The sequence below is a fragment of the Desulfolithobacter sp. genome (assembly GCF_054025815.1).
The window spans coordinates 1-23,389 of record NZ_JBPMMS010000020.1 but is presented as its reverse complement, the minus strand read 5'-3'; the positions used below and the strand labels follow the sequence as shown (position 1 = coordinate 23,389).

Annotated in this window: 24 protein-coding genes; 8 read left to right on the top strand and 16 right to left on the bottom strand. The window is 55.4% G+C overall.

Annotated elements, in window-relative coordinates:
* Positions 1-146: 146 nt before the first annotated feature.
* From ACXJJY_RS05465 to ACXJJY_RS05435, 7 genes are all read right to left on the bottom strand, one after another.
* Entirely contained in the window at positions 147-1,385 is a 1,239-nt protein-coding gene (locus ACXJJY_RS05465; RefSeq protein ID WP_456385811.1) for a molybdopterin molybdotransferase MoeA, read from the bottom strand.
* A gap of 13 nt (positions 1,386-1,398) precedes the next feature.
* Positions 1,399-2,772 carry a PFL family protein gene (locus tag ACXJJY_RS05460; protein ID WP_456385809.1) on the bottom strand — a complete coding sequence of 458 codons (1,374 nt, stop codon included), beginning with the start codon at positions 2,770-2,772 and terminating at the stop codon, positions 1,399-1,401.
* 101 nt (positions 2,773-2,873) lie between these two features.
* Positions 2,874-3,470, bottom strand: a complete 597-nt coding sequence (locus ACXJJY_RS05455) for a glycine cleavage system transcriptional repressor (protein WP_456385807.1) — start codon at positions 3,468-3,470, stop codon at positions 2,874-2,876.
* A 65-nt stretch (positions 3,471-3,535) separates the two neighbouring features.
* A complete protein-coding gene (locus tag ACXJJY_RS05450; protein ID WP_456385805.1) occupies positions 3,536-4,252 on the bottom strand; it encodes a HesA/MoeB/ThiF family protein in 717 nt (238 codons plus the stop codon).
* Between the two features lie 262 nt (positions 4,253-4,514).
* Positions 4,515-4,742, bottom strand: a complete 228-nt coding sequence (locus ACXJJY_RS05445) for a MoaD/ThiS family protein (RefSeq protein WP_456385803.1) — start codon at positions 4,740-4,742, stop codon at positions 4,515-4,517.
* 2 nt (positions 4,743-4,744) lie between these two features.
* Positions 4,745-6,472, bottom strand: coding sequence for an aldehyde ferredoxin oxidoreductase family protein (locus ACXJJY_RS05440; RefSeq protein WP_456385801.1), 1,728 nt, complete (start codon positions 6,470-6,472; stop codon positions 4,745-4,747).
* 221 nt (positions 6,473-6,693) lie between these two features.
* Positions 6,694-7,050 carry a hypothetical protein gene (locus tag ACXJJY_RS05435; RefSeq protein WP_456385799.1) on the bottom strand — a complete coding sequence of 119 codons (357 nt, stop codon included), beginning with the start codon at positions 7,048-7,050 and terminating at the stop codon, positions 6,694-6,696.
* Between the two features lie 307 nt (positions 7,051-7,357).
* On the opposite strand from ACXJJY_RS05435, the gene ACXJJY_RS05430 reads away from it, so the two are divergent.
* From ACXJJY_RS05430 to secA, 7 genes are all read left to right on the top strand, one after another.
* Entirely contained in the window at positions 7,358-7,543 is a 186-nt protein-coding gene (locus ACXJJY_RS05430) for an ATP-binding protein (RefSeq protein WP_456385797.1), read from the top strand.
* Positions 7,544-7,659: 116 nt separating this feature from the next.
* Complete coding sequence (locus ACXJJY_RS05425; RefSeq protein ID WP_456385795.1) at positions 7,660-8,067, top strand: hypothetical protein; 408 nt, start codon at positions 7,660-7,662, stop codon at positions 8,065-8,067.
* Entirely contained in the window at positions 8,060-9,190 is a 1,131-nt protein-coding gene (gene alr, locus ACXJJY_RS05420; RefSeq protein ID WP_456385793.1) for an alanine racemase, read from the top strand. Before ACXJJY_RS05425 ends, alr begins: the two co-directional genes overlap by 8 nt.
* Before the next feature lie 45 nt (positions 9,191-9,235).
* Positions 9,236-10,891: an arginine--tRNA ligase gene (gene argS / locus ACXJJY_RS05415; RefSeq protein WP_456385791.1), complete on the top strand. Its 1,656-nt coding sequence runs from the start codon at positions 9,236-9,238 to the stop codon at positions 10,889-10,891.
* A 14-nt stretch (positions 10,892-10,905) separates the two neighbouring features.
* Entirely contained in the window at positions 10,906-11,193 is a 288-nt protein-coding gene (locus tag ACXJJY_RS05410; protein WP_456385789.1) for a hypothetical protein, read from the top strand.
* Between the two features lie 106 nt (positions 11,194-11,299).
* Complete coding sequence (locus ACXJJY_RS05405) at positions 11,300-11,809, top strand: N-acetyltransferase (RefSeq protein ID WP_456385787.1); 510 nt, start codon at positions 11,300-11,302, stop codon at positions 11,807-11,809.
* 72 nt (positions 11,810-11,881) lie between these two features.
* Positions 11,882-14,434, top strand: a complete 2,553-nt coding sequence (secA, locus tag ACXJJY_RS05400; RefSeq protein ID WP_456385785.1) for a preprotein translocase subunit SecA — start codon at positions 11,882-11,884, stop codon at positions 14,432-14,434.
* A 107-nt stretch (positions 14,435-14,541) separates the two neighbouring features.
* Here the strand turns inward: secA and ACXJJY_RS05395 are convergent, their stop codons facing one another.
* The 5 genes from ACXJJY_RS05395 to ACXJJY_RS05375 form a co-directional block, all read right to left on the bottom strand.
* Positions 14,542-14,820, bottom strand: a complete 279-nt coding sequence (locus ACXJJY_RS05395) for an amphi-Trp domain-containing protein (protein ID WP_456385783.1) — start codon at positions 14,818-14,820, stop codon at positions 14,542-14,544.
* A 189-nt stretch (positions 14,821-15,009) separates the two neighbouring features.
* Positions 15,010-15,936, bottom strand: coding sequence for a polyphosphate kinase 2 (gene ppk2 / locus ACXJJY_RS05390; protein WP_456385781.1), 927 nt, complete (start codon positions 15,934-15,936; stop codon positions 15,010-15,012).
* A gap of 33 nt (positions 15,937-15,969) precedes the next feature.
* Positions 15,970-16,971: a polyphosphate kinase 2 gene (gene ppk2 / locus ACXJJY_RS05385; RefSeq protein WP_456385779.1), complete on the bottom strand. Its 1,002-nt coding sequence runs from the start codon at positions 16,969-16,971 to the stop codon at positions 15,970-15,972.
* A gap of 178 nt (positions 16,972-17,149) precedes the next feature.
* Entirely contained in the window at positions 17,150-18,091 is a 942-nt protein-coding gene (locus ACXJJY_RS05380; RefSeq protein ID WP_456385777.1) for a GTP cyclohydrolase, FolE2/MptA family, read from the bottom strand.
* Entirely contained in the window at positions 18,037-18,846 is an 810-nt protein-coding gene (locus tag ACXJJY_RS05375; RefSeq protein ID WP_456385775.1) for a glycosyltransferase family 2 protein, read from the bottom strand. The genes ACXJJY_RS05380 and ACXJJY_RS05375 overlap by 55 nt, the downstream gene beginning before the upstream one ends.
* A 293-nt stretch (positions 18,847-19,139) precedes the next feature.
* Between ACXJJY_RS05375 and ACXJJY_RS05370 the strand changes: the two genes are divergently transcribed.
* Positions 19,140-19,580 carry a rhodanese-like domain-containing protein gene (locus ACXJJY_RS05370; RefSeq protein ID WP_456385773.1) on the top strand — a complete coding sequence of 147 codons (441 nt, stop codon included), beginning with the start codon at positions 19,140-19,142 and terminating at the stop codon, positions 19,578-19,580.
* A gap of 34 nt (positions 19,581-19,614) precedes the next feature.
* Here ACXJJY_RS05370 and ACXJJY_RS05365 read toward each other — a convergent pair whose 3' ends face one another.
* From ACXJJY_RS05365 to ACXJJY_RS05350, 4 genes are read right to left on the bottom strand one after another with little or no spacing between them, the layout of a single operon-like run.
* Positions 19,615-20,370, bottom strand: coding sequence for a hypothetical protein (locus ACXJJY_RS05365; RefSeq protein WP_456385771.1), 756 nt, complete (start codon positions 20,368-20,370; stop codon positions 19,615-19,617).
* A 21-nt stretch (positions 20,371-20,391) separates the two neighbouring features.
* The gene (locus ACXJJY_RS05360; RefSeq protein WP_456385769.1) at positions 20,392-21,045 is read right to left on the bottom strand and encodes a RibD family protein; all 654 of its coding nucleotides are present in this window, start codon (positions 21,043-21,045) and stop codon (positions 20,392-20,394) included.
* Between the two features lie 13 nt (positions 21,046-21,058).
* Entirely contained in the window at positions 21,059-21,775 is a 717-nt protein-coding gene (locus ACXJJY_RS05355; RefSeq protein WP_456385767.1) for a metallophosphoesterase family protein, read from the bottom strand.
* 13 nt (positions 21,776-21,788) lie between these two features.
* Entirely contained in the window at positions 21,789-22,766 is a 978-nt protein-coding gene (locus ACXJJY_RS05350) for an integron integrase (RefSeq protein WP_456385765.1), read from the bottom strand.
* Positions 22,767-23,389 lie beyond the last annotated feature (623 nt).

Below are 23,389 nucleotides of genomic sequence, written 5' to 3'. Positions count from 1 at the left end.
GAAAGTCGCGTCCCGCTTTCCTTGGGGCGACACTTTTCATGTTTCGTTGTGCAGGCCGTGCGATCCTGCATGGATGTTATTGTAAAAGTTCGTTTCACCGAGCGGTTCATTGGTGCAACTTATTCAAGACAGTCTCATGTGTCGTGTCAGGGAAAAAGCAGCACCCTGGCGGACGCTCCCTGATCCAGCCCTTCGCTGTCCCTGTGGATCACAAGGAGTCCATCCGCCTTTACCAGCGGGGAGAGCAGTCCGGATTTACCGTAAATCGGGGTGGCCAGGGGTGGTTTACCCGGTTCCTGCCAGCTGATTTGGACCCGGACATATTCTTCCCGGCCAATGGCAGAGGGAATCTGCTGCGTGGTTATTGCCTGGATCTGCTGCAGGCCATGGTCGGCTTCCAGGCCGGAAAAAAGGCGCAGCAGAGGGCGGACAAAGAGATGAAAGACCACTATGGCCGATGCCACATGACCGGGCAGGCCGAACAGGGCCTTGTTGCCCACCGAAGCTAAAATGGTGGGTTTGCCTGGCCGGATGGCCACTCCGTGCGCCAGCAGCTCGGAGGAGGGCAGTTCTTCCAGGACCTGCAGGGTGAAGTCGCGTCGGCCAACGGAGCTGCCGCCGGAGAGAAGCACCATGTCGGCATCTGCGATTGCTTCGCTGCACGCCGTAAACATGTCGTCAAAACAGTCTTCAACAATACCAAATTGTTCGGGGATTCCACCAGCCTCCCGGACAAGGGTGGCAAGAGTGGTGGAGTTGATGTCCCGGATCTGGCCTGGTGCGGGCTTCTGATCCGGCGGGACCAGTTCGTCTCCGGTGGAGAGAATGGCAACCTTGGGCTGGCGGTACACGAACAGGGTGGTGATGCCAAGTCCGGCCAGGACTCCAAGATCCTGGGGACGCAGTTTTCTGCCCCGCTCCAGGACAACCTGCCCTTTTTCAAAATCTTCACCTGCCCGAATCACGTTCTCGCCCGGTGCCACCGGGCGAAAAATTTCCACCGTGTCGTCATCGAGCAGGTGAGTGTATTCCACCATAACCACCCCGTCAGCTTTGGCGGGCAGGGCGCCTCCGGTCCAGATTCTGGCGGTTTGTCCAGGTTTCAGGTTTATATCCTGGCCTGAGCTGCCCATGGCGATCTCGCCAACTATCGCAAGTAGAGCCGGTTCAGATTCGCTGCAGCCGAATGTGTCCCTGGCCCGGACCGCAAAACCGTCCATGGTGGAACGGGAAAAGGGCGGGAGTTGTTCCGGGGCTGTGACATCTTCTGCCAGGATTCTGCCGTCGGCCTGGCCAAGCGGAATCCGATCGCCGTCCAGCGGCTGGAACCTGGAGAAAAGCTGGAGGAATTCCGTGGAACTGATGAGCTGGAAAAAACCTTTCATATGATAATATTTCTTAATTTTTCAGGCTGTTGATCGGGGCCGGAATTTTGCCGCCAAAACCGATAAACCGGCTTGATTTGCCACTGTTTCGCACCTCCAGGATGGCGGACTCTCCGAACAGGCCGCCAAAGGAGACAAAGTCACCTGCTTCCTTGCCCGGCACCGGGATGATCCTCACTGCTGTGGTCTTGTGGTTGATCATGCCGATTGCCATTTCGTCGGCCATGATGGCGGAAATGGTGGCCGCATCAACCGAGCCGGGTATGGCGACCATGTCCAGGCCCACAGAGCAGACCGAGGTCATGGCTTCCAGTTTCTCAAGGGGCAGGCTGCCATTTGCCACTGCCGCAGCAAGCTCGGCATCCTCACAAACCGGGATAAAGGCCCCGCTCAGGCCACCGGCGCTCTGGCTGGCAAAGGTGCCCCCTTTTTTCACCGCATCGTTGAGCATGGCAACAATAGCTGTGGAACCAGGGGCGCCGATGTCGTCCACTCCAAGAATCTTGAGGATTTCGCCCACCGAGTCGCCGATCCTTGGAGTGGGGGCCAGGGACACATCGACAATGCCGAAAGGTACGCCGAGTCGCTGGGCAACCCGGCGGCCGATCAGCTCACCGCACCTGGTGACCCGGAAAGCGGTCTGCTTTATTTCATCGGCCAGATCGTGCAGCCCCGGGCTGTCACCCTGGTCGAGACGTCGCTCCAGGGCCCGGGCAATGACGCCGGGCCCGGAGACCCCGACATTGATCACCACCTCATGCTGGCCTGTTCCGTGGATGGCCCCGGCCATGAAAGGGTTGGCCTCGGGCTGGTTGGCAAAGATGACCAGTTTGGCAGCCCCGAAGCCACCGGTGTCCGACGAACGCTCGGCCACATCTTTTATCGTGCGGCCCAGCATGGCCACAGCCTCCATGTTGATCCCATGCTTGCTCGACCCGGCATTGATCGAGGCACAGACCTTGGATGTACAGCTCAGAGCCTCGGGAATGGCAAGAATCAGCTCGCGCGCTCCTCCGCTCATGCCGTTTTCGACATTGGCCGAGAATCCTCCAAGAAAGTCAATGCCAACCTCGCTGGCCGCTCCGTCCAGTGCCTGGGCCAAGAGGACGAATTCCTCCCGGGTATAACCGGCACCAATGGAACCGATGGGGGTGACGGCAATGCGCTTGTTCACCACAGGGATTCCGTATTTACGGGCAATTTTTTCACAGGTTGATACCAGGTTGCCGGCATAGCGACAGATTTTTTCCCGGATGCGCCGGCAGGTGGTGCCGGCATCGTGGCTGCGGCAGTCATGAAGGTCAATGCCCATGGTTACGGCGCGGACATCGAGGTTTTCCTTTTGGATCATGTCCACGGTGGAGAGTATCTGGTCGGATCGAATCATTGTTTTCTATCTGTTTTAATTGAAAAACATCATGAATTCAGATGGTTGCTGGTCGGTTTTCATAGTTGGTCAGGGGTGGAAATGGCAAAAACATAAGAACATCATTCGTCGCCCGGGCTGCGGCTGAAGAATATCTTGATCTCGTTGGTGGCTTTGAAGATATCGTAATGCTGCAGCACCATGTTGAGATCGGTCTCTTGCGCAAAGTGGTCCAGTCTGCGGCGTAGCTCGTCAATAGACGCACAGCGGCTGAGATCGACAAAGAGGATCATGATATAGCGGTCCTCGGCCACGGTGGTGGAGAGGTCCAGGATGTTGATCTCGTTGTCGGCACAAAATTTCGATACCGTGGCCACAAACCCGATCCGGTCCTCGCCTTCGGCTGTGAGTACATAGCTGTTTTCAAGACTCGGAGCGGTTTCGTCAACAGGAACCGTCCTCACCTCCTGAAGCTGGACCGCCAGGCTGCCGAACTCCGGGTCGTCAAGACGACTGAGCTTGTCAAGAATGGTTGCCTCGTCGGTGTCTGCTGGAAAGGAGGCATGCAGAATCATCGTGAAGTAGCCGCGTAGTACTTGCTGGCGCATATCGGCCAGGTCACCGCCCATATAGGAGATAGCTCCGGAAACATCGGCGATGATGCCGACCCGGTCCCGGGCCATAATGGAGATAACGTATTCTTTTCGTGTCTGTTTCATGGAGAGTCTGTGTGCCGTTTTTATATGTGAGTCCGTTGACAGGCAGTGGCTGAAGACCATGGATGTTATCCGATCAGGTCAAAGCTGAGGCTGCGTAAATCCACGCTCATCCAGCTGTCTTGCAGGGGAGAGTGGTGGTCCAGGATCAGCTTGCAGGTTTCCAGGGCCTGCAGGGAGGCGATCACACCCACTGTACACGACACCACCGAGGGTGCCCTGGTTTCAGGGGTTTGCGTCGAGTACCGGTACAGATCAGCCACCATCGTTGAGCCAGGCATCTGCACCCCGATCTGTCCGTACCACCGCTCCACCGCGCCATGGACAAGGGGGATTTTTTTTACATGACAGAGAAGGGAGAGTTCTCTTCTCGCCGGGCCATTATCCAGGCAGTCCACAACCACGTCAGTTGCGGAAAAAAGCGCTTCCTCTGCCTCCTGGAAAGCGGCGACCACCGGGATAGCATCTGTGAATCCGTGCACTTCCCGGGCCCGTCTGGAGGCCACTTCGGCCTTGGGATGTCCCAGGGTATGCCTGGTTGCATAGAGCTGGCGGTTGCAGTTGGAGGGCTCGAACCGGTCCGGATCACAGAGCAGCAACCGGCCTACCCCCAGCCTGAGAAGCTCTTCGATGATCATGCTCCCAAGCCCGCCGCAGCCGATGACGGTCACCGTTGCCTTGCCGAGTTGCCGCTGTTCGCCTGGCTCCAGGGTTCCAAGATTGCGGCTGAACAGTTCAAGGGAATCGTCCGTAAGCACTGTCTTGTGCCAGTGGTTGAGGTTCATGTGGGCTCTAGCCTTACAGCCGGGCGCTTCCGGTGGTGATGGGAGCTATCTTACAGACATTATGAAGCCCTATCCAGCAATTTTATGTCCCGGAGCAAGAAAGATGGCCTGCGGGCCGGTTTACAGGCAAATCGTGTTCAACTGGCAAAGGTGCGCCTGTCCGGTGTGGTCTTTTCCGGCTGTGTCAGGTCTGGTGGATGTCTGGCGGTACAGGGATAGCTGCGGGGGGATGAAGGTCTGTGCAGAGGATGGTTGCCGCGGTTCAGCCGCCGCCTATTTTCGGAAAAATCGCGACTGTGTCGCCGTCGTTCAATACCGTATTCATGCCGGCCTGACGATTGTTGACCATAATAACGCCCACATCATCGGGATCAATGCCAAGCTGCGTGACAATCCTGCCCGGTGTGGTTCCCTCCTCATACCGGAAGGCCGCCTCCTTGAAGCGGCCTTCGCGGAAATAGGCAAACAGCTTGACCTTGATGTCCACCATGTTTAGAAGTTCCAGAACTTGGCTATTTCCTCTTCGGTAAAGTCCCAGACAACGTTATGGGGGGCAATGGGCTCTTCCATGAAAAATTCGGGCAACTGGTCGTCCTTGGATGTGAATCCGGCAGCCTGGTTGAAGGCCCGCTCGGTCTTGAGGATGGTGGCCCCGAGATTTGTGACATCGTCTCCGGTCAGGTTGATTCCGAAGCGGGCGTTGATCATGTCGATAAGGGCAGGCAGGCAGGTTTCGTCGTCCAGGGCGGCAAAGGCGATGAACAGGCACATGCCGGTGGAGTCGATGGCAGCGGTGGCAATCTGCAGATTACGAGACAGCTCGACCTGTCCCTCCCGAGAGAGCGGATCTACAGAGCCGCCCACGCCAAGGATGTTGGTGGCAATGGTGTAGCCCATGGTGTGATCAGCACCCTGGGTTGAGGTGGCGTAGGTGATGCCAATACCCTTGACCGCGCGCGGATCATAGGCCGGAATGGCCTGATTCTTGACCACGGGCACCCGAGTGACGCCAAAGGCCCGGCCCACCGAGGCAGCGCCGTTGCCGATGATCCGGCCAAGCGGGGTGCCCTTGGCGATCTCTTCTTTCAGGATTCGGCAGATACCCTCTCCGTCACCGAATTCGAGGACTCCGGCTTCCATGGCCACACCCATGGCCACCGAGGTTTCAATGGTGTCGATGCCGATATCATCCATCAGGTGGTCCGCCTCGGCGATATGGTCAAGGTTGTCCACGCAGCAGTCGGCCCCCATAGCCCAGATGGACTCGTATTCGAAACCGGAAGTCTTGTAGTTGCCGTCCTTGTCTTTGAAGATCTGAGAACACTGGATGACACAACCCTTATGGCAGTTATGCCGCGGTTTACCGTTTCGCTCGACAATCATGTCGTGCATGGTCTCGCCGGAGATCGCTTCATGGCCCTCGAACTGGCCGGAGGTAAAGTTCCGGGTGGGCAGGGCGCCGGCTTCGTTGATGATATTGACCAGGACGTTCGTGCCGTACTGGGCCAGGGCCTGGCTGATGGGGTTGTCCACCAGGGCCTTGGCAAAGGTTTTGTTGGCTTTGGCGAATTTATCCGGATCCGCCAGCTCGACCCTGGCATCGGCAGGGTCTATGGCGATGAATTTGATTCGTTTGGAGCCCATGACCGCGCCAAGTCCGCCGCGGCCGTTGGAACGCAGTTTGCCATCAGGATCCTTGATCGAGATATTGGCTGCGCAAAGACGCATTTCGCCCGCAGGCCCGATGGTGATGACGCCGTTTTTTTCTCCCAGCCGCTGGTGTATGGCATCCACCACGGCAAAGTTACCCTTGCCGATCAGCTCGCTCTCTTTGTTGATCGTGATGCCGTTTTTGGTAAAGTGCAGGCTGTACCAGGTGTCGTCGTTGGGCAAACCTTCTATGACCAGGGCCTTGCAGCCTAGTTTTGCCAGCATCTGTGCGGCCGTGCCGCCGGCATTGGCCTCCTTGATAGTCCCGGTGAGAGGGCTCTTGGCGCCAATGGAGAGTCGGCCGGAGTTGGCGGCCGGAGTGCCGGAAAGAAGTCCCGGAGCAATGACCAGTTTGTTTTTCGGTCCCAGGGGGTGGCAGGTTGGTTCAACTTCGGCCGCGACGATAGTCGAAGTAAGTCCTCTGCCGCCAAGGCCCATCCATTCCGAGGGAACGTCTTCTATGCTTGTGGTGAGGTCGGTCATGTTGACACGATAGATTTTCTCTGCCATGGTCAGTTCTCCTTGAGTGATACCTATGGTTCCCGGATCAGCTTGTGTTATGCCCTCAATACAGGGCTCTGTATTCGCTTAACAGGCCGTTGAAAAACTGCTACGCTTGATGATGCTGCGTTAAAATTCGGCTTAAAATGCTCATGTGCTCCGTGTAACTGCGCATTTTCGCCTCATTTTTCCTTGTCTCATCGTCGCTCGTTACGTTTTTCGACAGCCTGTTAATGGGTTGTGTTTTCCTGTGTTCCCAGAACCTTGGCCAGGATCATTTTTTTGCGCGCTTCATCGGGTTCCGGTTTGATCCAGCTGATAAACTGGTGGGTGACCCGCATGAAGTTGCCGTCGTCTTTTTTGCACTGGTCGCAGATGGATTCGGCCTGGTCTCGGTACATGATGATTTCGCTGGCCGGGTCTCCATCCCGGTTGACGGCCGCCATTTTGCGGCAACCGCAGTCCAGGCGGATAACCGCGACCCCGACAGCATCCGGACTGCCTTCGAGGATACCTTCCACCATGGCCTGTTCTCCCTTTTCCGGAGACCAGTTCCGGCGGCCTTTGTTTTTCTTTTTTGGTGTCATTGAACGTGAACTCACAGGAAGAGATTTATGATCTGACAATCTATTCTGGATACCAGCCCATGGTCAACATAATTTTTCCTTACCGCAGGTCTTCGGTGGGGGGGCCGGAATTTGTTTGTCATATCGAATCAACAAGTTGTTATCTGGTCACTGTATCACGATGCTCTCCATCTTTTATCTTGACAAACCCGAGCGCTGTGGATTAGAGGAAGGGCAACTTGCCTCCCGCCTTTTTATTGTGGAAGGCGGTCTGATAAAGGTTGTCAAATTACCCATTAGTTGAATTCATTGAAACGGAGGTAGAATCATGTGGGAAATCGTCGTTGATAAAGACAAGTGTGCTGGTTGTGAAGAGTGCGTAAATGCCTGTCCTGCACAGGTTTACGAGATGGTTGATGGTAAATGTGAAGCTGTCGAGCCGGATGAGTGCCTGGGTTGCGAGACCTGTGTTGAGGTATGTCCTGAAGGCGCTCTCACTGTAACTGAAGTCTGATTTCACCAGTTCATACGGTGTATCGATAAGCCCATTCCCCGACCGGGGGATGGGCTTATCTTGTTTTCAGGGATATGAGACAAAAAACGGTGAGACAGGCACGATGGAAACCGGGAGTGAATCGTTCGGTTCATCTATTTGTGGCCTCTCTGCTCTGGACATCCATCGGAATCATGCTCATCATACGGGGATGGGGCTGGATGGGATCAGGACCCGATCGCTGGCTGGTACTTCCTGCCGTTGCCCTGGGGATAGCGAAATCTTTCCTGGTTCTCGACAGGGCGATCCGGCACAGCATCGTGGCGCGGATTGTCGAGCTCCGGGATGGAACCTGCCTGGGTGCTGTCTACTGCTGGAAAACCTGGGCCCTGGCGGGACTCATGGTGGCATCAGGCATTACCATGCGGGCGTTGGTCGAGCCGGGGAAAGTCGTGGGTACGGTCTATGTGGCCATAGGTTGCGGCCTGCTCTTTTCCAGTCGCCATGGCTGGCTTGCCTGGTTCAAGTGGATTCGCCATGATTGAATCGCTCAACAGGGTGGAGATATCGCGCCCTGCTCTGCGGTCCAACATGCGGCTTCTTCGGCGGGTGGCACGAAAGGCCGGAATCATGCCCATGGTCAAGGCCGATGGTTATGGCCATGGCATGGTGGAATGCGCCAGGGTCTTCGCCGGTGCCGGAGCGGACGCCTTCGGAGTGGCCGAGGTGGTCGAGGGGGTAACCCTGCGGAAGGCGGGAATTTCCCAGCCCGTGTTTGTTTTTACCGGCATCCTGCCCGAGCTTGTTCCTCCTCTTTTTGATTTTGATCTGACCCCGGTCCTGGTGGACGATACTCTGCTGCCATCACTGTCCCGGGAGGCCCGGAGGAAGGGTCGCGGGATAAACGTTCATCTCAAGGTGGATGCCGGGATGGGCCGTCAGGGGGTTACCCTGGATCAGGCGCCCCGGGTGATTCGCCGGATCATGGACACTGCGGGTGTGCAGCTCAAAGGCATTCTGGCCCACTTTCCCCTGGCCGATGATCGTGCGTCAACCAGCACCATGGAAGTGCTGAGCGCGTTCACCGCCCTGGTGGAGTCGCTTGGCGACCAGCTTCCCGATGGACTCTGTCTGCATATTGCCAATTCGGGCGGCCTGCTGTATTTTGCCGGTACCCGTTTGGATATGGTCCGGCCGGGAATTTCCCTCTACGGATGTTATCCCGATGGGCTTACCGGTCGGGAGCTTGCGGCCGGGGAGAGACTGCAGCCGGCCATGCGGTTCGTGAGCCGGGTCATTCAGGTAAAAGATGTTCCCGCGGGAAGCGGACTTGGCTACGGTCACATATACACCACCGGCCGGAAGACCCGGGTAGCCTTGTTGCCTGTGGGCTATGAAGACGGTTACCTCCGGACTCTCACCAACCGGGCCGAGGTCCTTGTTCAAGGCCGCCGGGCTCCTGTGGTTGGTCGCATATCCATGAATCTGACCATGGTGGATGTCACTGACCTTCAGGAGGTCCGGCCGGGAGACGAAGTGGTTCTGCTTGGCCGCCAGGGGGCAGGGGAGATCAGTTGTGACGAGATCGCCGCCTGGATGGGAACCATCAATTACGAGGTGCTCTGCCTGTTTGGCAACCTGAACCGGCGGGTCTATCTGGATGACTGACTTTCAATCTAACTCGCTGATAATCTGGATATTTATTAAAAACTGATGATTAAATCACAGCTGAAGAAACTTGTTGACGATTGTTTTGACCAGGGGGTCGAAAAGGGACTCTGGACCGACGCTGCGGCGGGGAAGTATACTGTGGAGGTTCCCCGGCACGAGGGACAGGGAGATTTTTCCACCAATATGGCCCTGGTGGTAGCGGGCAAAGAAAAACGTAACCCCCGCGAAGTGGCCGGGCAGCTGGCCGACATGCTGTCCGCTCACCGGCAGATTATAGACAAGGTGGAGATCGCCGGGCCTGGTTTTGTCAACCTCTTTCTCTGTGATTCCATCTGGAGCTCGGTTCTCGCGCCTATCCATGAGCAGGGTGAGCGGTTCGGGCGCAGCAGCCAGGGTGAAGGGGCCAGGGTTCTGGTGGAGTTTGTCTCTGCCAATCCCACCGGCCCGCTCTCCATCGGTCATGGCCGTAACGGGATCCTGGGCGACACCATAGCCCGGCTCCTGGAGGCGGTGGGGTATGAGGTGAGCCGGGAATATTATTTCAACGATGCCGGCCGGCAGATGCGGGTGTTGGGCGAGTCGCTCAAGGCCCGTTACCTGGAGCTGCTTGGAGAGGAATATGAGTTTCCTGAGGACGGCTACCAGGGCGGTTACCTCTATGATATCGCCCGCTCCATCATTGAAGAACAGGGGGATGCTCTGAAGGACAGCGAGGTTGAGGTCTTCAAGGAGATAGCCCAGAAGGCCATCTTTGCCGATATCGATCAGACACTCAAGCGGATCGGTATCCGTTTTGACTCCTATTTTAACGAGCATACCCTGTATGAAAAGGGGTTGATTGACGATGTGGTGGCCCGGTTGCGGGAAAAGGGCCTGGTGTATGAAAAGGATGGAGCCGTCTGGTTCAAGACCTCTGAGTTCGGCCAGGAGCAGGACCGGGTCATCATCAAGAGTAGCGGCGAGCCCACCTACCGGCTTCCTGACATTGCCTATCACCGGGAAAAGTTCCGTCGAGGATTCGACTGGATGATCGATATCTTCGGTGCCGATCATATCGCCACAGTGCCCGATGTCCTGGCCGGAATCCGTGCGCTGGGCTATGATGATTCAAAGATTCAGGTGGTGCTGCACCAGTTCGTTACCCTGACCCGGGATGGGAAGCAGGTCAAGATGTCCACCCGCAAGGCCACTTTTGTCACTGTCGACGAACTGGTGGACGAGGTCGGGGTGGATGCTCTGCGCTTTTTCTTTCTCATGCGCAAGCCGGATTCGCAGCTGGAGTTCGACCTGGACCTCGCCACCAGGGAAAGCCAGGAAAATCCGGTTTACTATGTCCAGTATGCCCATGCAAGGCTCTGCAGTATAGAGCGCCAGGCAGCTGAGAAAGGGGTGGTCATCCCTTCGGCGGAAGAGGCGGATCTGGTCCGGCTGCAGGAGGTGGAAGAGTACAACCTGCTCAAAACCATGGCCGAGTATCCAGCGCTCGTGGCCGGGGCGGCCCGCGACCTGGCCCCCCACCGGATTATTTTCTATCTCATGGATCTGGCCGGTCAGTTTCACAGCTTCTACAACAAACACAAGGTTCTGGGCGGGGATCCCGACCTCACTGGGGCCCGACTGGCCCTTTGTGCCGGACTCAAGACCGTTATCGGTAACGGTTTGCGCCTGGTGGGTCTGAGCACCCCGGAAAAAATGTAACCGGTAACACCTCCATGGCCCGGAAGAAAACAACCCGATCCCGGAAAAAGAGCCGAACCGGAAAACGGTTCCGGTTTCAGCTCAGCCTGAGTGGTCTGCTGGGTATCGGGGTGGTCTGTTTCTGCCTCTTTCTCTGGATGTTTCTTCTGGGCATCTGGGCCGGGCAGACGATTTTGCTGCCGCCGGCAGAGAAAGAGCGGCGCAGTGCCACTGTTGAGCATAAGCCGGCCCGGGAAACACCGCTGCCCGTTATTCGACCCGAGGGAAGAAAACGAATCGTGAGCTCCGGGAAAACCGGTTGAAACCGGGTTCGGCCGGGTGGCTCTGGTATCGGGTCGCCGGGGCATGTTCCCTGTTGATGTGATGGCTTGACCGGATCGTCCGGGATGAGTACTATACAATATTTTCATGGTTACCTGCAGAGATACACGGAAGACGGGCCGAATCCGGCCCGCGCGGATGGGTGATGTACCGGAGATTCACGGTCTGCTTCGTCAGTTTGCCAGCCAGGGGCTGCTTCTTGGCCGTTCCATCAGTTCCCTTTACGACAGTCTGCGTGATTTCATAGTTTTTGAGGATGATGGCGCGATTCAGGGTGTCTGCGCCCTGCACATCTGCTGGGAGAATCTGGCGGAAATCCGTTCCCTGGCCGTTCCCGAGGATCACCAGGGACGCGGTATAGGCACCAGGCTGGTGAATTCCTGCCTGGACGAGGCCAGAAGCCTGGAGATCGGCCAGGTCTTCACCCTGACCTACCAGCCCGGTTTTTTCCGGAAACTTGATTTTACCGATATCGATAAGCGGGACCTGCCCCACAAGATCTGGAGCGATTGTCTCAACTGCCCGCAGTTTCCCGACTGTGACGAGGAAGCGCTTATCTGGACGTCACCCGATTTTTCCGCCGCCGGCACCGGGTAAACCGCCACGTTCAGACTGGGACCAGAGTTCACAAAGAGAAGAGTTACGGAGCGACTCCGTACGGAGATACAGATGATTGGAAAAGCATTAACAAAGGTTTTCGGTTCAAAAAACGATCGAGAGATCAAAAAGCTGCGTCAGGTGGTGGCCAGGATCAATGATCTGGAACCATCGGTGGAACCCCTGTCCGACGAGGAGCTGGCCGCCAAGACTGTGGAGTTCAAGGAACGGATCTCCAGGGGGGAATCCCTGGATGATCTCTTGCCCGAGGCTTTTGCCGTGGTCCGCGAGGCTGCTAAAAGGGTATTGGGCGAGCGCCATTACGATGTCCAGCTCATTGGCGGTATCGTTCTTCATCAGGGCAAGATCGCCGAGATGAAGACCGGTGAGGGCAAGACACTGACTTCCACGGCACCGGTTTATCTCAACGCCCTGACCGGCAAGGGTGTACACGTGGTGACGGTCAACGATTACCTGGCCAGCCGCGACGTGGAGTGGATGGGCCAGGTCTATCGGTTTCTTGGCCTGACCACCGGCTCCATTGTCCATGACATGGACGACGACGCCCGTCGAGACGCCTATGCGGCGGACGTGACCTACGGAACCAATAATGAGTTCGGTTTCGATTACCTGCGTGATAACATGAAGTTCGATATAAAGGACTTCTGCCAGCGCGGCTTCAATTACGCCATTGTCGACGAGGTGGACTCGATCCTCATCGACGAGGCCCGGACGCCGCTGATCATCTCCGGTCCGGCCGACATGAGCACCGACCTTTACCTCAAGGTGGATCGGATTATGCGCCATTTCAAGGAGAATGAGCATTATACCAAGGACGAGAAGGCGCGCCAGGTCATGCTCACCGATGAGGGAGTGGCCCTTGCCGAAGAACTTCTCGGGGTGGACAACCTGTATGATCCCCGTAATATCAACTTTCTCCATCATGTCAACCAGGCCCTGAAGGCGCATGTGCTCTTCCAGCGGGACGTTGACTACATCGTCAAGAACGGTCAGGTGGTCATTGTCGATGAGTTCACCGGTCGGACCATGGAGGGGCGGCGTTATTCCGACGGGCTGCACCAGGCCCTGGAGGCCAAGGAGGGTGTCAAAATCGAGCGCGAGAACCAGACCCTGGCCTCGATTACCTTTCAGAACTATTTCCGCATGTACGACAAGCTCGCCGGCATGACCGGCACCGCCGACACCGAGGCGGCCGAGTTCAAAAAGATTTACAACCTGGACGTGGTGGTCATCCCCACCCATCAGGAGATGATCCGCAGGGATTATCCCGACGTCATCTACAAGAACAAGGCGGCCAAATATCGGGCTATAGTCAGGGAGATCAAGGATCTGCACTCCAAGGGGCAGCCGGTCCTGGTGGGCACCATTTCCATCGATGTGTCGGAAAAAATCTCCAGCATGCTCAAAAAAGAGGGTATTCCCCACGAGGTTCTCAATGCCAAGCACCATGAGCGCGAGGCCGAGATCGTGGCCCAGGCCGGGCAGAAGGGCAAGGTGACCATTGCCACCAACATGGCCGGCCGGGGGACCGATATCAAGCTCGGCGAGGGAGTACGCGATCTGGGCGGTCTGCATATACTTGGAACCAGCCGCCATGAATCGCGCCGGATCGACAACCAGCTCCGTGGTCGTTCCGGCCGTCAGGGCGATCCTGGTTCATCCCGGTTTTTTCTCTCACTTGAAGACGACCTGCTGCGTATTTTCGGCTCCGGCCGCCTGAGCTCGATCATGGACAAGCTGGGTATGGAAGAGGATGAGCCCATCGAACACTCGATGATCTCCAAGGCTATAGAAAATGCCCAGCGCAAGGTGGAAGGGCATAACTTCGATATCCGGAAACACCTGCTGGAATATGACGATGTCATGAACAAGCAGCGGGAAGTCATATATCGTCAACGCCGGGAAGTGCTTGAGAGTGACAATGTCAAGCAGATCATCGACGACATGATAGCCGACCTGGTCGATGGCCTGGTACAGGAATACGCCATCGAACGGACCCCGTCCGAGGATTGGGACTGGCAGGGACTTGGCGAACGGATGGCCGAGCTTTTCAACCTGGAGCTCAATGTTCCTGAAGAGGAGCGGGAGGAGCTTGACGCCCGGCGGTTGTCCGAACTGCTCCTTGACCAGGTCAATCAGGCTTATGCCCGGCAGGAAGATCACAATGGCGAAGAGCAGATGCGCCATCTCGAGCGCATCATCCTGCTGCAGATGGTGGATACCCACTGGAAAGAGCATCTGCTCAATATGGACCATCTCAAGGAAGGTATCGGCCTGCGCGGTTATGGGCAGAAAAACCCGCTGGACGAGTACAAGAAGGAAGGATTTAATCTGTTTATGTCCATGATCCAGACGGTCAAGGAACAGACCGTCGGGACTCTGCTGCGCGTGCAGATCGTTCAGGAGGACGAGGTCGCCCGGCTGGAAGAGGAGCGGCGTCTGGAGCGTGAACGGGAGCTGGAGATGGCCCGTCGTGCCTCGGCGGCCAGCAGCGGGCAGGAGAACAAGCCGGTCCAGCGCAGGGAGCAGAAGGTGGGCCGCAATGCCCCCTGTCCGTGCGGCTCGGGAAAGAAATACAAGAAATGCTGCGGCAAGATTTCCTGATCACAACCTGGTGCAGAAAGAACTGAAACAAAATAACCGCTCCGCAAATCTCCGGAGCGGTTATTTTGTTTTTTGTGTCCTGTCTGGAGGATGAGCAGGATTACCGATTATCCAATGGTTACGCTGGAGTCTTCGTCCCGGGCATCAGGATACCATTCCAGTTCGATCTCCAGGCTCCGCTTGGTGCCTTTTCTCTTTTTGGCTTCATCCTCTACCTTGATTTCCAGGACCATGGAGCGGGGAAAGTCGAGGATGATCTCGTTACCCCCCTGGGTAAGAGTCATATGGCCCTGCTCGATCTTATCCGCCATCTGGCGCAGTATTGCGCATACTTCGGTTACACTCTTTTTCTCTTCGCTCTTGAACAGAACTTTTTCGCGTCCCATAAAGACCTCCTGTTGTTGTGTTATATGGGGCGTGGAGCATGATTGCCCATGAGTTCCTTTTATATTATGAGCTTGAAAACAGGTGGTGTCAAGGTGTTTGGGTGACGGATTTTTCTTTTTAAGCCACTGTTTTTGTTTCGATTTTTTATGACATGCTTTTAGGCGCGGTCAACGGTTTGCCGCACCTCTTCAACCCCTTAGTTTATTCGGGGCAAAAAGGTTCTTTTCCATGTGTTTGATCTCGTCGATACCGGAGATAACTATTTCCGGGTCGGTCTGCAGGAGTTCCGGGGCCAGCTTGCCCTCGTATTCCACGTTGGAAAGGATGTGTTTGATGCAGTTGAGCCGGGCCTTTTTCTTGACGTCCGAGCGGATGATGGTCCACGGGGTGAGGGTCCGGTTGGTTTCATTGAGCATCTGGAATTTTTTAACCGAGTACTTGTCCCAGTATTTCTGGGCCAGATTGTCCACCGGTGAGAGTTTATACTGTTTGAGTGGATCGGTCTTGCGGGCCTCGAACCGCCTGGCCTGCTCCTCTCTTGAAACGGAAAAATAGAACTTGAACAGTTTGATGCCGTCTTTGACCAGCATCTCCTCAAAAAGAGGGACGTCTTTCAAAAACCGCTTGTGCTGCTGGTCGGTACAGAATCCCATGACCGGCTCGACCATGGCCCGGTTGTACCAGGATCGGTCGAAGAGCACCAGCTCTCCCGCAGCGGGAAGGTGAGGAACGTAGCGCTGGAAATACCACTGGGTCTGTTCGGTGTCACTGGGTTTGGAGAGCGCTACCACCCTGGTGTTTCTGGGGTTGAGAAAGGCGGTAATTCTTTTGATTGTCCCACCCTTTCCGGCCGCGTCCCGGCCCTCGAAGATGGCCAGGATACGCATCCCTGTGGCCTTCATGTGGGTTTGAAGTTTCATCAGCTCGATTTGCAGCTGTTTGAGCTCTATTTCATACTCGAGCTGAGTCTTCTTGACCCAGACCGGATAATGGTTGGGGCTCTTTGTCCGGTCCTTGAACTTATAGGCCGTACCCTCAAGGAGCTTGAAACCGGTCAGAGAGTTTTTCTTGTTTTTTTTATGTTTTTTTTCGTTGCCGTTTTTAGCGTGAGCCATGTCTTCCTCCGTAAAGGATTCCTTCCGTGATGGCTACGAGAGGAACTTTCCGTGTTTTTTACGTTGTTTTTCCATGATTTTCAGCTCTTTGTTGCCCGGAACGATGATTTCGGGATCCGGTAGGAAATTCAGCGTCCGGCTGCGGCCGGTGTACTTGGTGGAGCTGAGGATGAGCTTCATGGTGTTGAGCCTGGCCAGGTGTTTGTCGTCGGAGCGAATAATAAACCAGGGACATTTTTTGGTATGGGTTTTTTTGAGCAGCCTGTACTTCATTTCCGTGAATTCGTCCCAGAGTTCCTGGGCCTGGAGATCCACCTCGCTTAGTTTCCACTGGCGCAGAGGATCGTTTTTGCGGCGCTCGAAACGGCGGGCCTGCTCTTCCTTTGAAACCGAGAAATAGAGCTTGAGCAGGGTGGTTTTGCCGTCGTCAATGAAGTTTTCTTCGTAGATGGTGACTTTTTTCATGAACCGCCGATACTGTTCTTTTGTACAGAATCCCATGACCGGCTCGACCATGGCCCGGTTGTACCACGAGCGGTCAAAGAGAACAATCTCTCCTGCCTGGGGGAACTGTTCGATGTAGCGCTTCATATGCAGTTGGGTGCGCTGGATGGAGTTGGGCTTTCCCAGGGCCACCACCCGGTAGTGTTTCTCGTTCATGTAGCGGGTGACCCGGCGGATGGTGCCGCCTTTGCCAGAGGCGTCTCGGCCGTCGAAGAGAATGATCATCTTTTTGCCGGTTCGTTCCAGGTGACGCTGGAGCTTGATCAGCTCGGCCTGATAGGGTTTAAGTTCCTCGGCGTTGTAATATTTTTCAAGTGCGCGTTCAAGGATCTTGTCCTTGTCTCTCTTGCGCAGGATCTTGCGTATTTTTTTCCATCTCTCGTCGGTCGATTCAACGGCGTCGAGTTTTTTGTCGATCCGTTCCAGGGCCTCTCTGATGATTTCAGACATCCGGAAGTTTTGGCTACTTTCAAAGTCTGCGGTGATCGCAGCCTGATCTTGTGCCGTTTTTTGCGGGGCTCTACGTGCCATTTTTCTTTTCCTCCCGTTGTCCTGAAGTGTGCAGGCATGCAGCTTGCAGCAGGCACGGACAGAGAATTTTTGATGTCGTTTTGACCGGACAGGCGGCCTGTACAATGCGTACCCTTCAAAATATCATATATTTCTCCCCAGGGACAGTTTTTCCTTGATGGATCGGACAGGACAGGGTTCAGGTGGAAAGAAGCTCGGTCAGCCGGTGCATTGGAGTCCGGATTTCACAGCGCACATCATGGATGTGGATGCTCTCGAAACTGAGAGAGGTGATGACAAGGAAGGCATCGCCCGGAAGCCTGTTGCCCAGGATCGTTCCGGCCGCCCGCGCGGTTTCCCGTACGGTATCTTCGGCAAATTGCGGCTGAGCATGCGATCTGTAGACGATTTCAGCTTCATCTGGTCGTTTCAGCAGGTCCTGGGTGGTGTGCAGTGCCCTGGAAAGGCAGAGAAACAGGTCATCGTAGGAGAGCGCATGGTCCCGGCTGGTAATCTGGATGGTGGTCAGGGAGCGCTGGGAATGGGTGGGAAGCAGTGACGAATCCGCGGGAAATGCAGGCAGCTCCCGGTTATAGAGCTGGGTGCAGGGGCAGGCGGTGATATGGCGCAGCGACAGGCCCATGGTCACCAGGGGCGTGCTGTCCTTTTCCAGGATGATTTCCGCAGATATCTCCGCGCTGTCCACCGACACCTTGCCGCTGATCACGGTTTTGCTGAGATGGGGAACCCTGCCCCGAAGCTGTACCCTGACCCTGGTGCCGTGCTGGCGCTCAAGAACCCGTTCAGCGAGTGCGCGTCCATATTGACTGAGATCGGAAAAATCTGTCTCGTAAAGCTCGGAGATTACCTCCTCCATGCGCGACATATGGATGCCCTTGACCTCTGGAGGAAGGTTGACCGCAACATCCGCTAAAAAGGGTATTCTGCCCTGAGGGAGTTGAACCCATACTGTTTTGTTGGTGATTCCCGCTTCGGTGACCGCAAGATCAAAGGTCGGCCGCTGTTCCGGCACGTCTGTGCAGTGTTGCAGGGCCCGTATGTGGGCGGTATCGTCAAAGCTTTTTTTCAGAGTAGGGCGTGCCTCTGCAGGCTTGTGAACCAGTCCTGGACCGTGTTCCATGTGTGGTGCTCCTTGGAGACAATATGTAAATGGGTGGTGATAAAATCTGCCAGTTCCCGATCCTCCGGGCAATGACTGGCCGCGTAAACTTGGACCTGCCGGACCAGGGCCGGGATCTCTTTCGAGCCGGTGCCATCCAGACAGCAGATGGATTTCCGATGGAGATAGCGTTCGGTGATAATCTCCCGACAGAAACCAAAGGGGAACAGGGCGGCAAGGCGGAGAAAGAAACACCAGTCCTCTCCCAGCGGTTCATTACCGAATCCACCGGCTGCCAGGTAGGCCTGCCTGGTGACAGCCACGGACGAGGGGACCAGGAAACACCAGCGGGCCAGGCGGGAAAAACACTCCCCTGAGGTGATCGACCCCTGATCCGGGATAAGAAAATCGTTCCCGCCGATCTCGTCCACGGTCAGGGTCCGACCAAAGGCTACCTGGAAGTCCTGCTCAATTTTCCGGCGCAACAGCGCGGTGTGCTCAGATTGCCAGCGATCATCGGAATCCAGAAAAAAAAAGAGATCAGACCCGGAGGCCCTGACCCCGACGTCCCTGGCCAGCCCCGCTCCGAACCCTTCGGTCCGCAGGACGATGATTGCGGGGTAACGCTTTCTGATCATGGCCCCGGTGCCATCTGTGGAACCATCATCCACCACGATGATTTCGTCCACCGGCTCTGTCTGGGACAGGACACTGTCGATGGCCCGGTTGATCATCGTTTTTCGGTTACGGGTGGGAATGACAGCCGCGGTCCGCATACAAAATATTCCTGTAATACTGCCTGGTCAGAACAAGTTGTCATTTTTCATTGTAGCAGGGGATGAGAAAAATACAACCTCGCCAATCCTCTGTGGTGCCACATCGTGTTCCTTATAACGCCTTGGATTTCCGGGTAATATGCTTGGGGCTCAAGGGATGTTCATCCCTTTATCTTTGGACTTTACAGGGAAAAATCACGGGTGGAGTTTGCAATTTTTTTGTCTCCCTGCCTATACTGGATTGAAGAACAAAGGGCCTGGAAAGGAAATACCAAACAATATTGGAGGTAGTAATGACCACAGCAAGAGTCAATCTGGCTATCTTTTTCTGGCTGCTGATGTGTGTCACGGCCTTTGCCGCCATGGATTATAATTTTGTCGAGCCCGATCAGCTCTCCGGCTGGCTGGACAGCAGAAAACCGTTGCTCCTGGTCGATATCCAGAAACCAAACGATTTCAAGAAGCATCATTTTTTCGGCGCCGTGGAGACCGGTGCCTATCCGGTGAAGACCAGTGGCGAGAGGCGCAGGCTCAAGAAGGCCGTTGATCTGTTTGAAGAAAACGGAAGTACGGTGGTCATTATCGGTCCCCGCGGCACCAGGGCGGAAAAGCGGGCCTTTGAATATCTGCGCAACCACGGCGTGCCGGCTGACAAGATTTATATCCTCAGGGGTGGGATAAAGCAATGGCCGGACAAGGAGATGCTTCTTGATACCGCCGGAGGTTGTGCCTGACGGTCCGCAACCGGTGTGTCCTGTGACCGCTTCCCTATAGCTGCTGATTTCCGGGCGGGAAGCAGAGTGCCGCTTCCCGGATACGCCCGGCCAGCGTGTGCTCCACAAAAGCGGCCGTCCGGGGAAACATCAAGTCAAGGTACTGCCCGATCTCTTTCTCTGTGGCCGTTGTTTTTGTTTGGCAGAACAGGCACTTTCTTTCTCCGCCGCCAGTGGACGGCAGGCCGTGTTCCTCCAGCAGGTGTCTGGCGATGTGCTTGTCGGAAAAGGGTTCGTAGAGCGGATAGGCTGTGGTGATACCGAATTGGCTGGAAAAATCCGCCAGTTTCTCCATGAACACCCGGGTCTGTTCCGGATAATATCCCTGCTTGGACGTGTAGCCCACAAGGATAAGGGATACATGGTTGCGGATGCAGTAAATGATCCCCTTGGCATGCATGGCCAGCTTGCAGGCCACGCAGACCAGGTTTTTCCCTCCGCAGCGCGGCATCAGGTCTTCGTAATGGTCCAGCCACAGCCCCTGGAACAAGCGGCCGCTGTCCAGCTCTATGTAGCTGGTGTCGGGTGTTGGTCTTTCTGCCGGGGTCTGGGCCTTCAGTATCTCCTCGGCTACCTGGTAGCGTTGCCTGGGGAAGCTGTGAAAGCGGCTCATGCCGTTTTTCATGTGCAGCAGGTGGATGACCTGCGGCCGGGGAATTTCCGGGTGACTTCCCTGCATGGCAAGGGCATAGAGGGCCAGGGAGTCTTTGCCTCCGGAAAAGAGAATGGCCAGGTCATGTGGTTGGTCCATGGCTGATGCACCTGTTTTTGGTTAAGATTGTTTTTTTCGGAGTATCCGGTAGCGGAGAAACAGCTCTCCTGTGGGGGCAACCCTCCACTCCTTGAGTGCAAGTTCCAGCATGGGGGATCCGAGGTGCTCGGGGCCGTCCGCCAGGCAGGGGGTGTCGACTCTGCCCGATATCTTCGGAGCCAGGGTCAGCAGCAGTTCATCGACAATGCCCGCCATGAGCGCCTCGTGGTTGAGGCGTCCTCCGCCTTCTATTAACAGTCGTTCTACGCCCCGACCGGCCAGTTCTTTCAGGATCGCCTCCAGAGGGACCATCCCCCGGGAATCCACGACCATGCCGATGATCTCTGCGGTTTCCCCACCTATGGATTTACGCAGGGCTGACACCCTTTGCCGCGGACAGAAGACCAGTGGCCGATGGGCCGGGTCGGAAAAAATTTTCCTGGTCCGGGGCAGGGATGAAGAGGATGTGACAAGGCATCGCAACCTTGAAGGGTCAAGCAGCCCGTTCGGGCCCCGCATCTCCGGGTCCGACTCCCTGAGCGAGCCGGCGCCGAGGAGGCTGGCGTCGGTTTCCGCACGCATCTGCTCGAGAAAGCTTCGGTCCTCCTGGCTGCCGAATCCGGCCGGGGCAATCCTGCCATCCAGGGTGGTGATGGAGATGATGCTGACATGCATGGGGTTCGGTTTCTCAGTTGAGTTTGCGTCCCTGGCGGTACATGATACCGTATATGGGCGGGAGCAGGTTTTCGGACAGAGCGTGCACGACCCTGTCCACGTTGTAGCGAGTTCGGAAATGACGGACCCGGACCGTGTCTTTATCCAGTTCAAGCATTGCCCATGAGGCCGCCGGATCACCGTCGAACATGCGTCCCACTGAGCCGGGATTTATGAAATGCCGGCCCAGAACTTTCTTGTGATAGGGGGTGTGCGAGTGGCCGGTGATGATGATGGAGCAGTCGGTCTTCCTTGTCAGCTCCTGAAAGCGAAGGGTCGGGGTATCGCTGAAGAGAAACTCGTCCGGGCTCGCAGGGCTGCCGTGGAAGACGCCGATCCGCCACCCCTCCATCTCCAGTATCTCCTCCTGTTTCATCCCGCTTAGATAGGCTCCGTTCTCCGGATTCAGGTGGTCAGCGGTCCAAGTGTACATGATACGTTTTTCAGCCTTGCGCGGTTTTTTGAAACTCTTTCCCTGCAGCAGACGTCGGACTTTATGGTCGGTGTTGCCGAGGATGGAGATCGCCTCGTGATCCCGCAGCCAGGCAAGGGTTTCGTTGGGAAAGGGAGCATACACAGTGGCGTCACCAGCGTGGATGACCCCGTCAAAGTGCTCTGAGGATACCCGGGCGGCCACAGCTTCAAGAGCTGGGAAGTTACCGTGAATATCCGATAGAAGGAGGAATTTCATGTTCTGTCGGCCCTTAAAAATCCAACGGACTTTTCGCCTCTTTCAGGGTAACACTTCTGACGGTGTGAGTATAAATCATGGTTGTCCGTACATCACTGTGCCCAAGCAGTTCCTGAATTGTGCGGATATCGTAGTTTGCCTGTAAAAGATGACTGGCAAAACTGTGACGAAATGTGTGCGAGGTTACCCGTTTGGGTATTCTGGCCTTTTTTACGGCCGTGCGAAGCGCCTTCTGCAAAGCCGTTGTATGGATGTGATAGCGCCTCTGTTCCCCGGTGTCAGGAATAACGGTTAATTCTCTGGCCGGGAAAAACCATTGCCAGGTCAGTTCCCTGGCAGCATTGCCATATTTCTTTTCCAGTTGTCCGGGAAGGAAGACGCCGTCATACCCGGCCCGGCAGTCGCGCTCATGCTGTTCGATTACACGGTTAAGCTGTGCTTTCAAGTCATTCACAAGTGCATCTGGAATCGGTACTGTCCGGTCTTTTTTGCCTTTACCGTCATGAACAGTAAGAATTTTCATGTCAAAGTTGAAACAGTGGACCCGAAGGGAAAGACATTCAGATATCCGCAGACCACAACCGTACATCAGACTGATAATCAGTCGGTAAGGGTGTTTCAAAAGAGAAATGATCCGGTCAATCTCTTCCCTGGAGAGGACCACGGGAATGTAGGGTTTTCTTTTGGCCCGGACAATCCCGTCCATCTTTCCGAATTCCTTGCCCAGAACATTTCGGAACAGAAATAAAAGGGCGTTGAATGCCTGGTTCTGGCTGGAGGCCGAAACCCCTTTTTCAACAGCAAGCCAGGTGAGAAACTTTTTTACATCGTCCACCGTCAACAGGCGGTAATCCTTGCTTTTGGTGAAGGACTGAAATTTGCGGGCCCATCCGGTATACGTCCTCAAGGTGGCTGGAGAGTAATGACGGATTTTTATCGAATTTTCTAATTTTTCATACAGTTCACTCCAGTCAGCTCTACCTGAATTCAATATTTGCTTACTGCTGGAAGCAGAATCAGGGATTTGAGGCTCATGAGTCTCCATGTAGCCGTTTTCTTGACAAGAAAGGTCTTTTTCCGTACTGTCAATAGATGTTTTTGTGAAGTTTTGTCCGGATAAAGAATTGCCTTGTTCCAGCATCCCGGTTTGACAAAAACCCTGGAAGTAGAGATTGACCGCATGACGTGCCTGCTTCCTGTGTTCCCCGGACTGTTTCTTTTCCTTTAACTTGTCTGTGAATGCGGCCAGACTTTCCTCTGTTCCCGGATGAAATGAATACTTGTGGCAGAAGTCGAGGTAAAACCGAAACCATTTCACATAGTAACGGTGTTTTGAGCTACTTATTTGATTCTGTCCGAGTAAAGTTGTGTATTTCCGAAGCGTGTCTGCGGGAATCTTGAGCATGGAATGGTATACAGGTTCCTGATATCCAGTTTTAAATGTATGATATGCGACCATAATGAGTCTAACTCGTTATTTTTACATTGTCAACATGATTGGGTCGGTGTAGGTTATACAGACCTACATAATTACTTGTTATATTAAGTAATTGAAATTACAGGAAAATTGGTGCAAGCAAGTTGTCTGTTCTGAAGGGGTTGAAGCGCGGAGTC

Coding starts and splice junctions, on each gene's coding strand:
- ACXJJY_RS05465 (WP_456385811.1), bottom strand. CDS start 1,385: ATGAAAGGTTTTTTCCAGCTCATCAGTTCCACGGAATTCCTCCAGCTT.
- ACXJJY_RS05460 (WP_456385809.1), bottom strand. CDS start 2,772: ATGATTCGATCCGACCAGATACTCTCCACCGTGGACATGATCCAAAAG.
- ACXJJY_RS05455 (WP_456385807.1), bottom strand. CDS start 3,470: ATGAAACAGACACGAAAAGAATACGTTATCTCCATTATGGCCCGGGAC.
- ACXJJY_RS05450 (WP_456385805.1), bottom strand. CDS start 4,252: ATGAACCTCAACCACTGGCACAAGACAGTGCTTACGGACGATTCCCTT.
- ACXJJY_RS05445 (WP_456385803.1), bottom strand. CDS start 4,742: ATGGTGGACATCAAGGTCAAGCTGTTTGCCTATTTCCGCGAAGGCCGC.
- ACXJJY_RS05440 (WP_456385801.1), bottom strand. CDS start 6,472: ATGGCAGAGAAAATCTATCGTGTCAACATGACCGACCTCACCACAAGC.
- ACXJJY_RS05435 (WP_456385799.1), bottom strand. CDS start 7,050: ATGACACCAAAAAAGAAAAACAAAGGCCGCCGGAACTGGTCTCCGGAA.
- ACXJJY_RS05430 (WP_456385797.1), top strand. CDS start 7,358: ATGTGGGAAATCGTCGTTGATAAAGACAAGTGTGCTGGTTGTGAAGAG.
- alr (WP_456385793.1), top strand. CDS start 8,060: ATGATTGAATCGCTCAACAGGGTGGAGATATCGCGCCCTGCTCTGCGG.
- argS (WP_456385791.1), top strand. CDS start 9,236: ATGATTAAATCACAGCTGAAGAAACTTGTTGACGATTGTTTTGACCAG.
- ACXJJY_RS05410 (WP_456385789.1), top strand. CDS start 10,906: ATGGCCCGGAAGAAAACAACCCGATCCCGGAAAAAGAGCCGAACCGGA.
- ACXJJY_RS05405 (WP_456385787.1), top strand. CDS start 11,300: ATGGTTACCTGCAGAGATACACGGAAGACGGGCCGAATCCGGCCCGCG.
- secA (WP_456385785.1), top strand. CDS start 11,882: ATGATTGGAAAAGCATTAACAAAGGTTTTCGGTTCAAAAAACGATCGA.
- ACXJJY_RS05395 (WP_456385783.1), bottom strand. CDS start 14,820: ATGGGACGCGAAAAAGTTCTGTTCAAGAGCGAAGAGAAAAAGAGTGTA.
- ppk2 (WP_456385781.1), bottom strand. CDS start 15,936: ATGGCTCACGCTAAAAACGGCAACGAAAAAAAACATAAAAAAAACAAG.
- ppk2 (WP_456385779.1), bottom strand. CDS start 16,971: ATGGCACGTAGAGCCCCGCAAAAAACGGCACAAGATCAGGCTGCGATC.
- ACXJJY_RS05380 (WP_456385777.1), bottom strand. CDS start 18,091: ATGGAACACGGTCCAGGACTGGTTCACAAGCCTGCAGAGGCACGCCCT.
- ACXJJY_RS05375 (WP_456385775.1), bottom strand. CDS start 18,846: ATGCGGACCGCGGCTGTCATTCCCACCCGTAACCGAAAAACGATGATC.
- ACXJJY_RS05370 (WP_456385773.1), top strand. CDS start 19,140: ATGACCACAGCAAGAGTCAATCTGGCTATCTTTTTCTGGCTGCTGATG.
- ACXJJY_RS05365 (WP_456385771.1), bottom strand. CDS start 20,370: ATGGACCAACCACATGACCTGGCCATTCTCTTTTCCGGAGGCAAAGAC.
- ACXJJY_RS05360 (WP_456385769.1), bottom strand. CDS start 21,045: ATGCATGTCAGCATCATCTCCATCACCACCCTGGATGGCAGGATTGCC.
- ACXJJY_RS05355 (WP_456385767.1), bottom strand. CDS start 21,775: ATGAAATTCCTCCTTCTATCGGATATTCACGGTAACTTCCCAGCTCTT.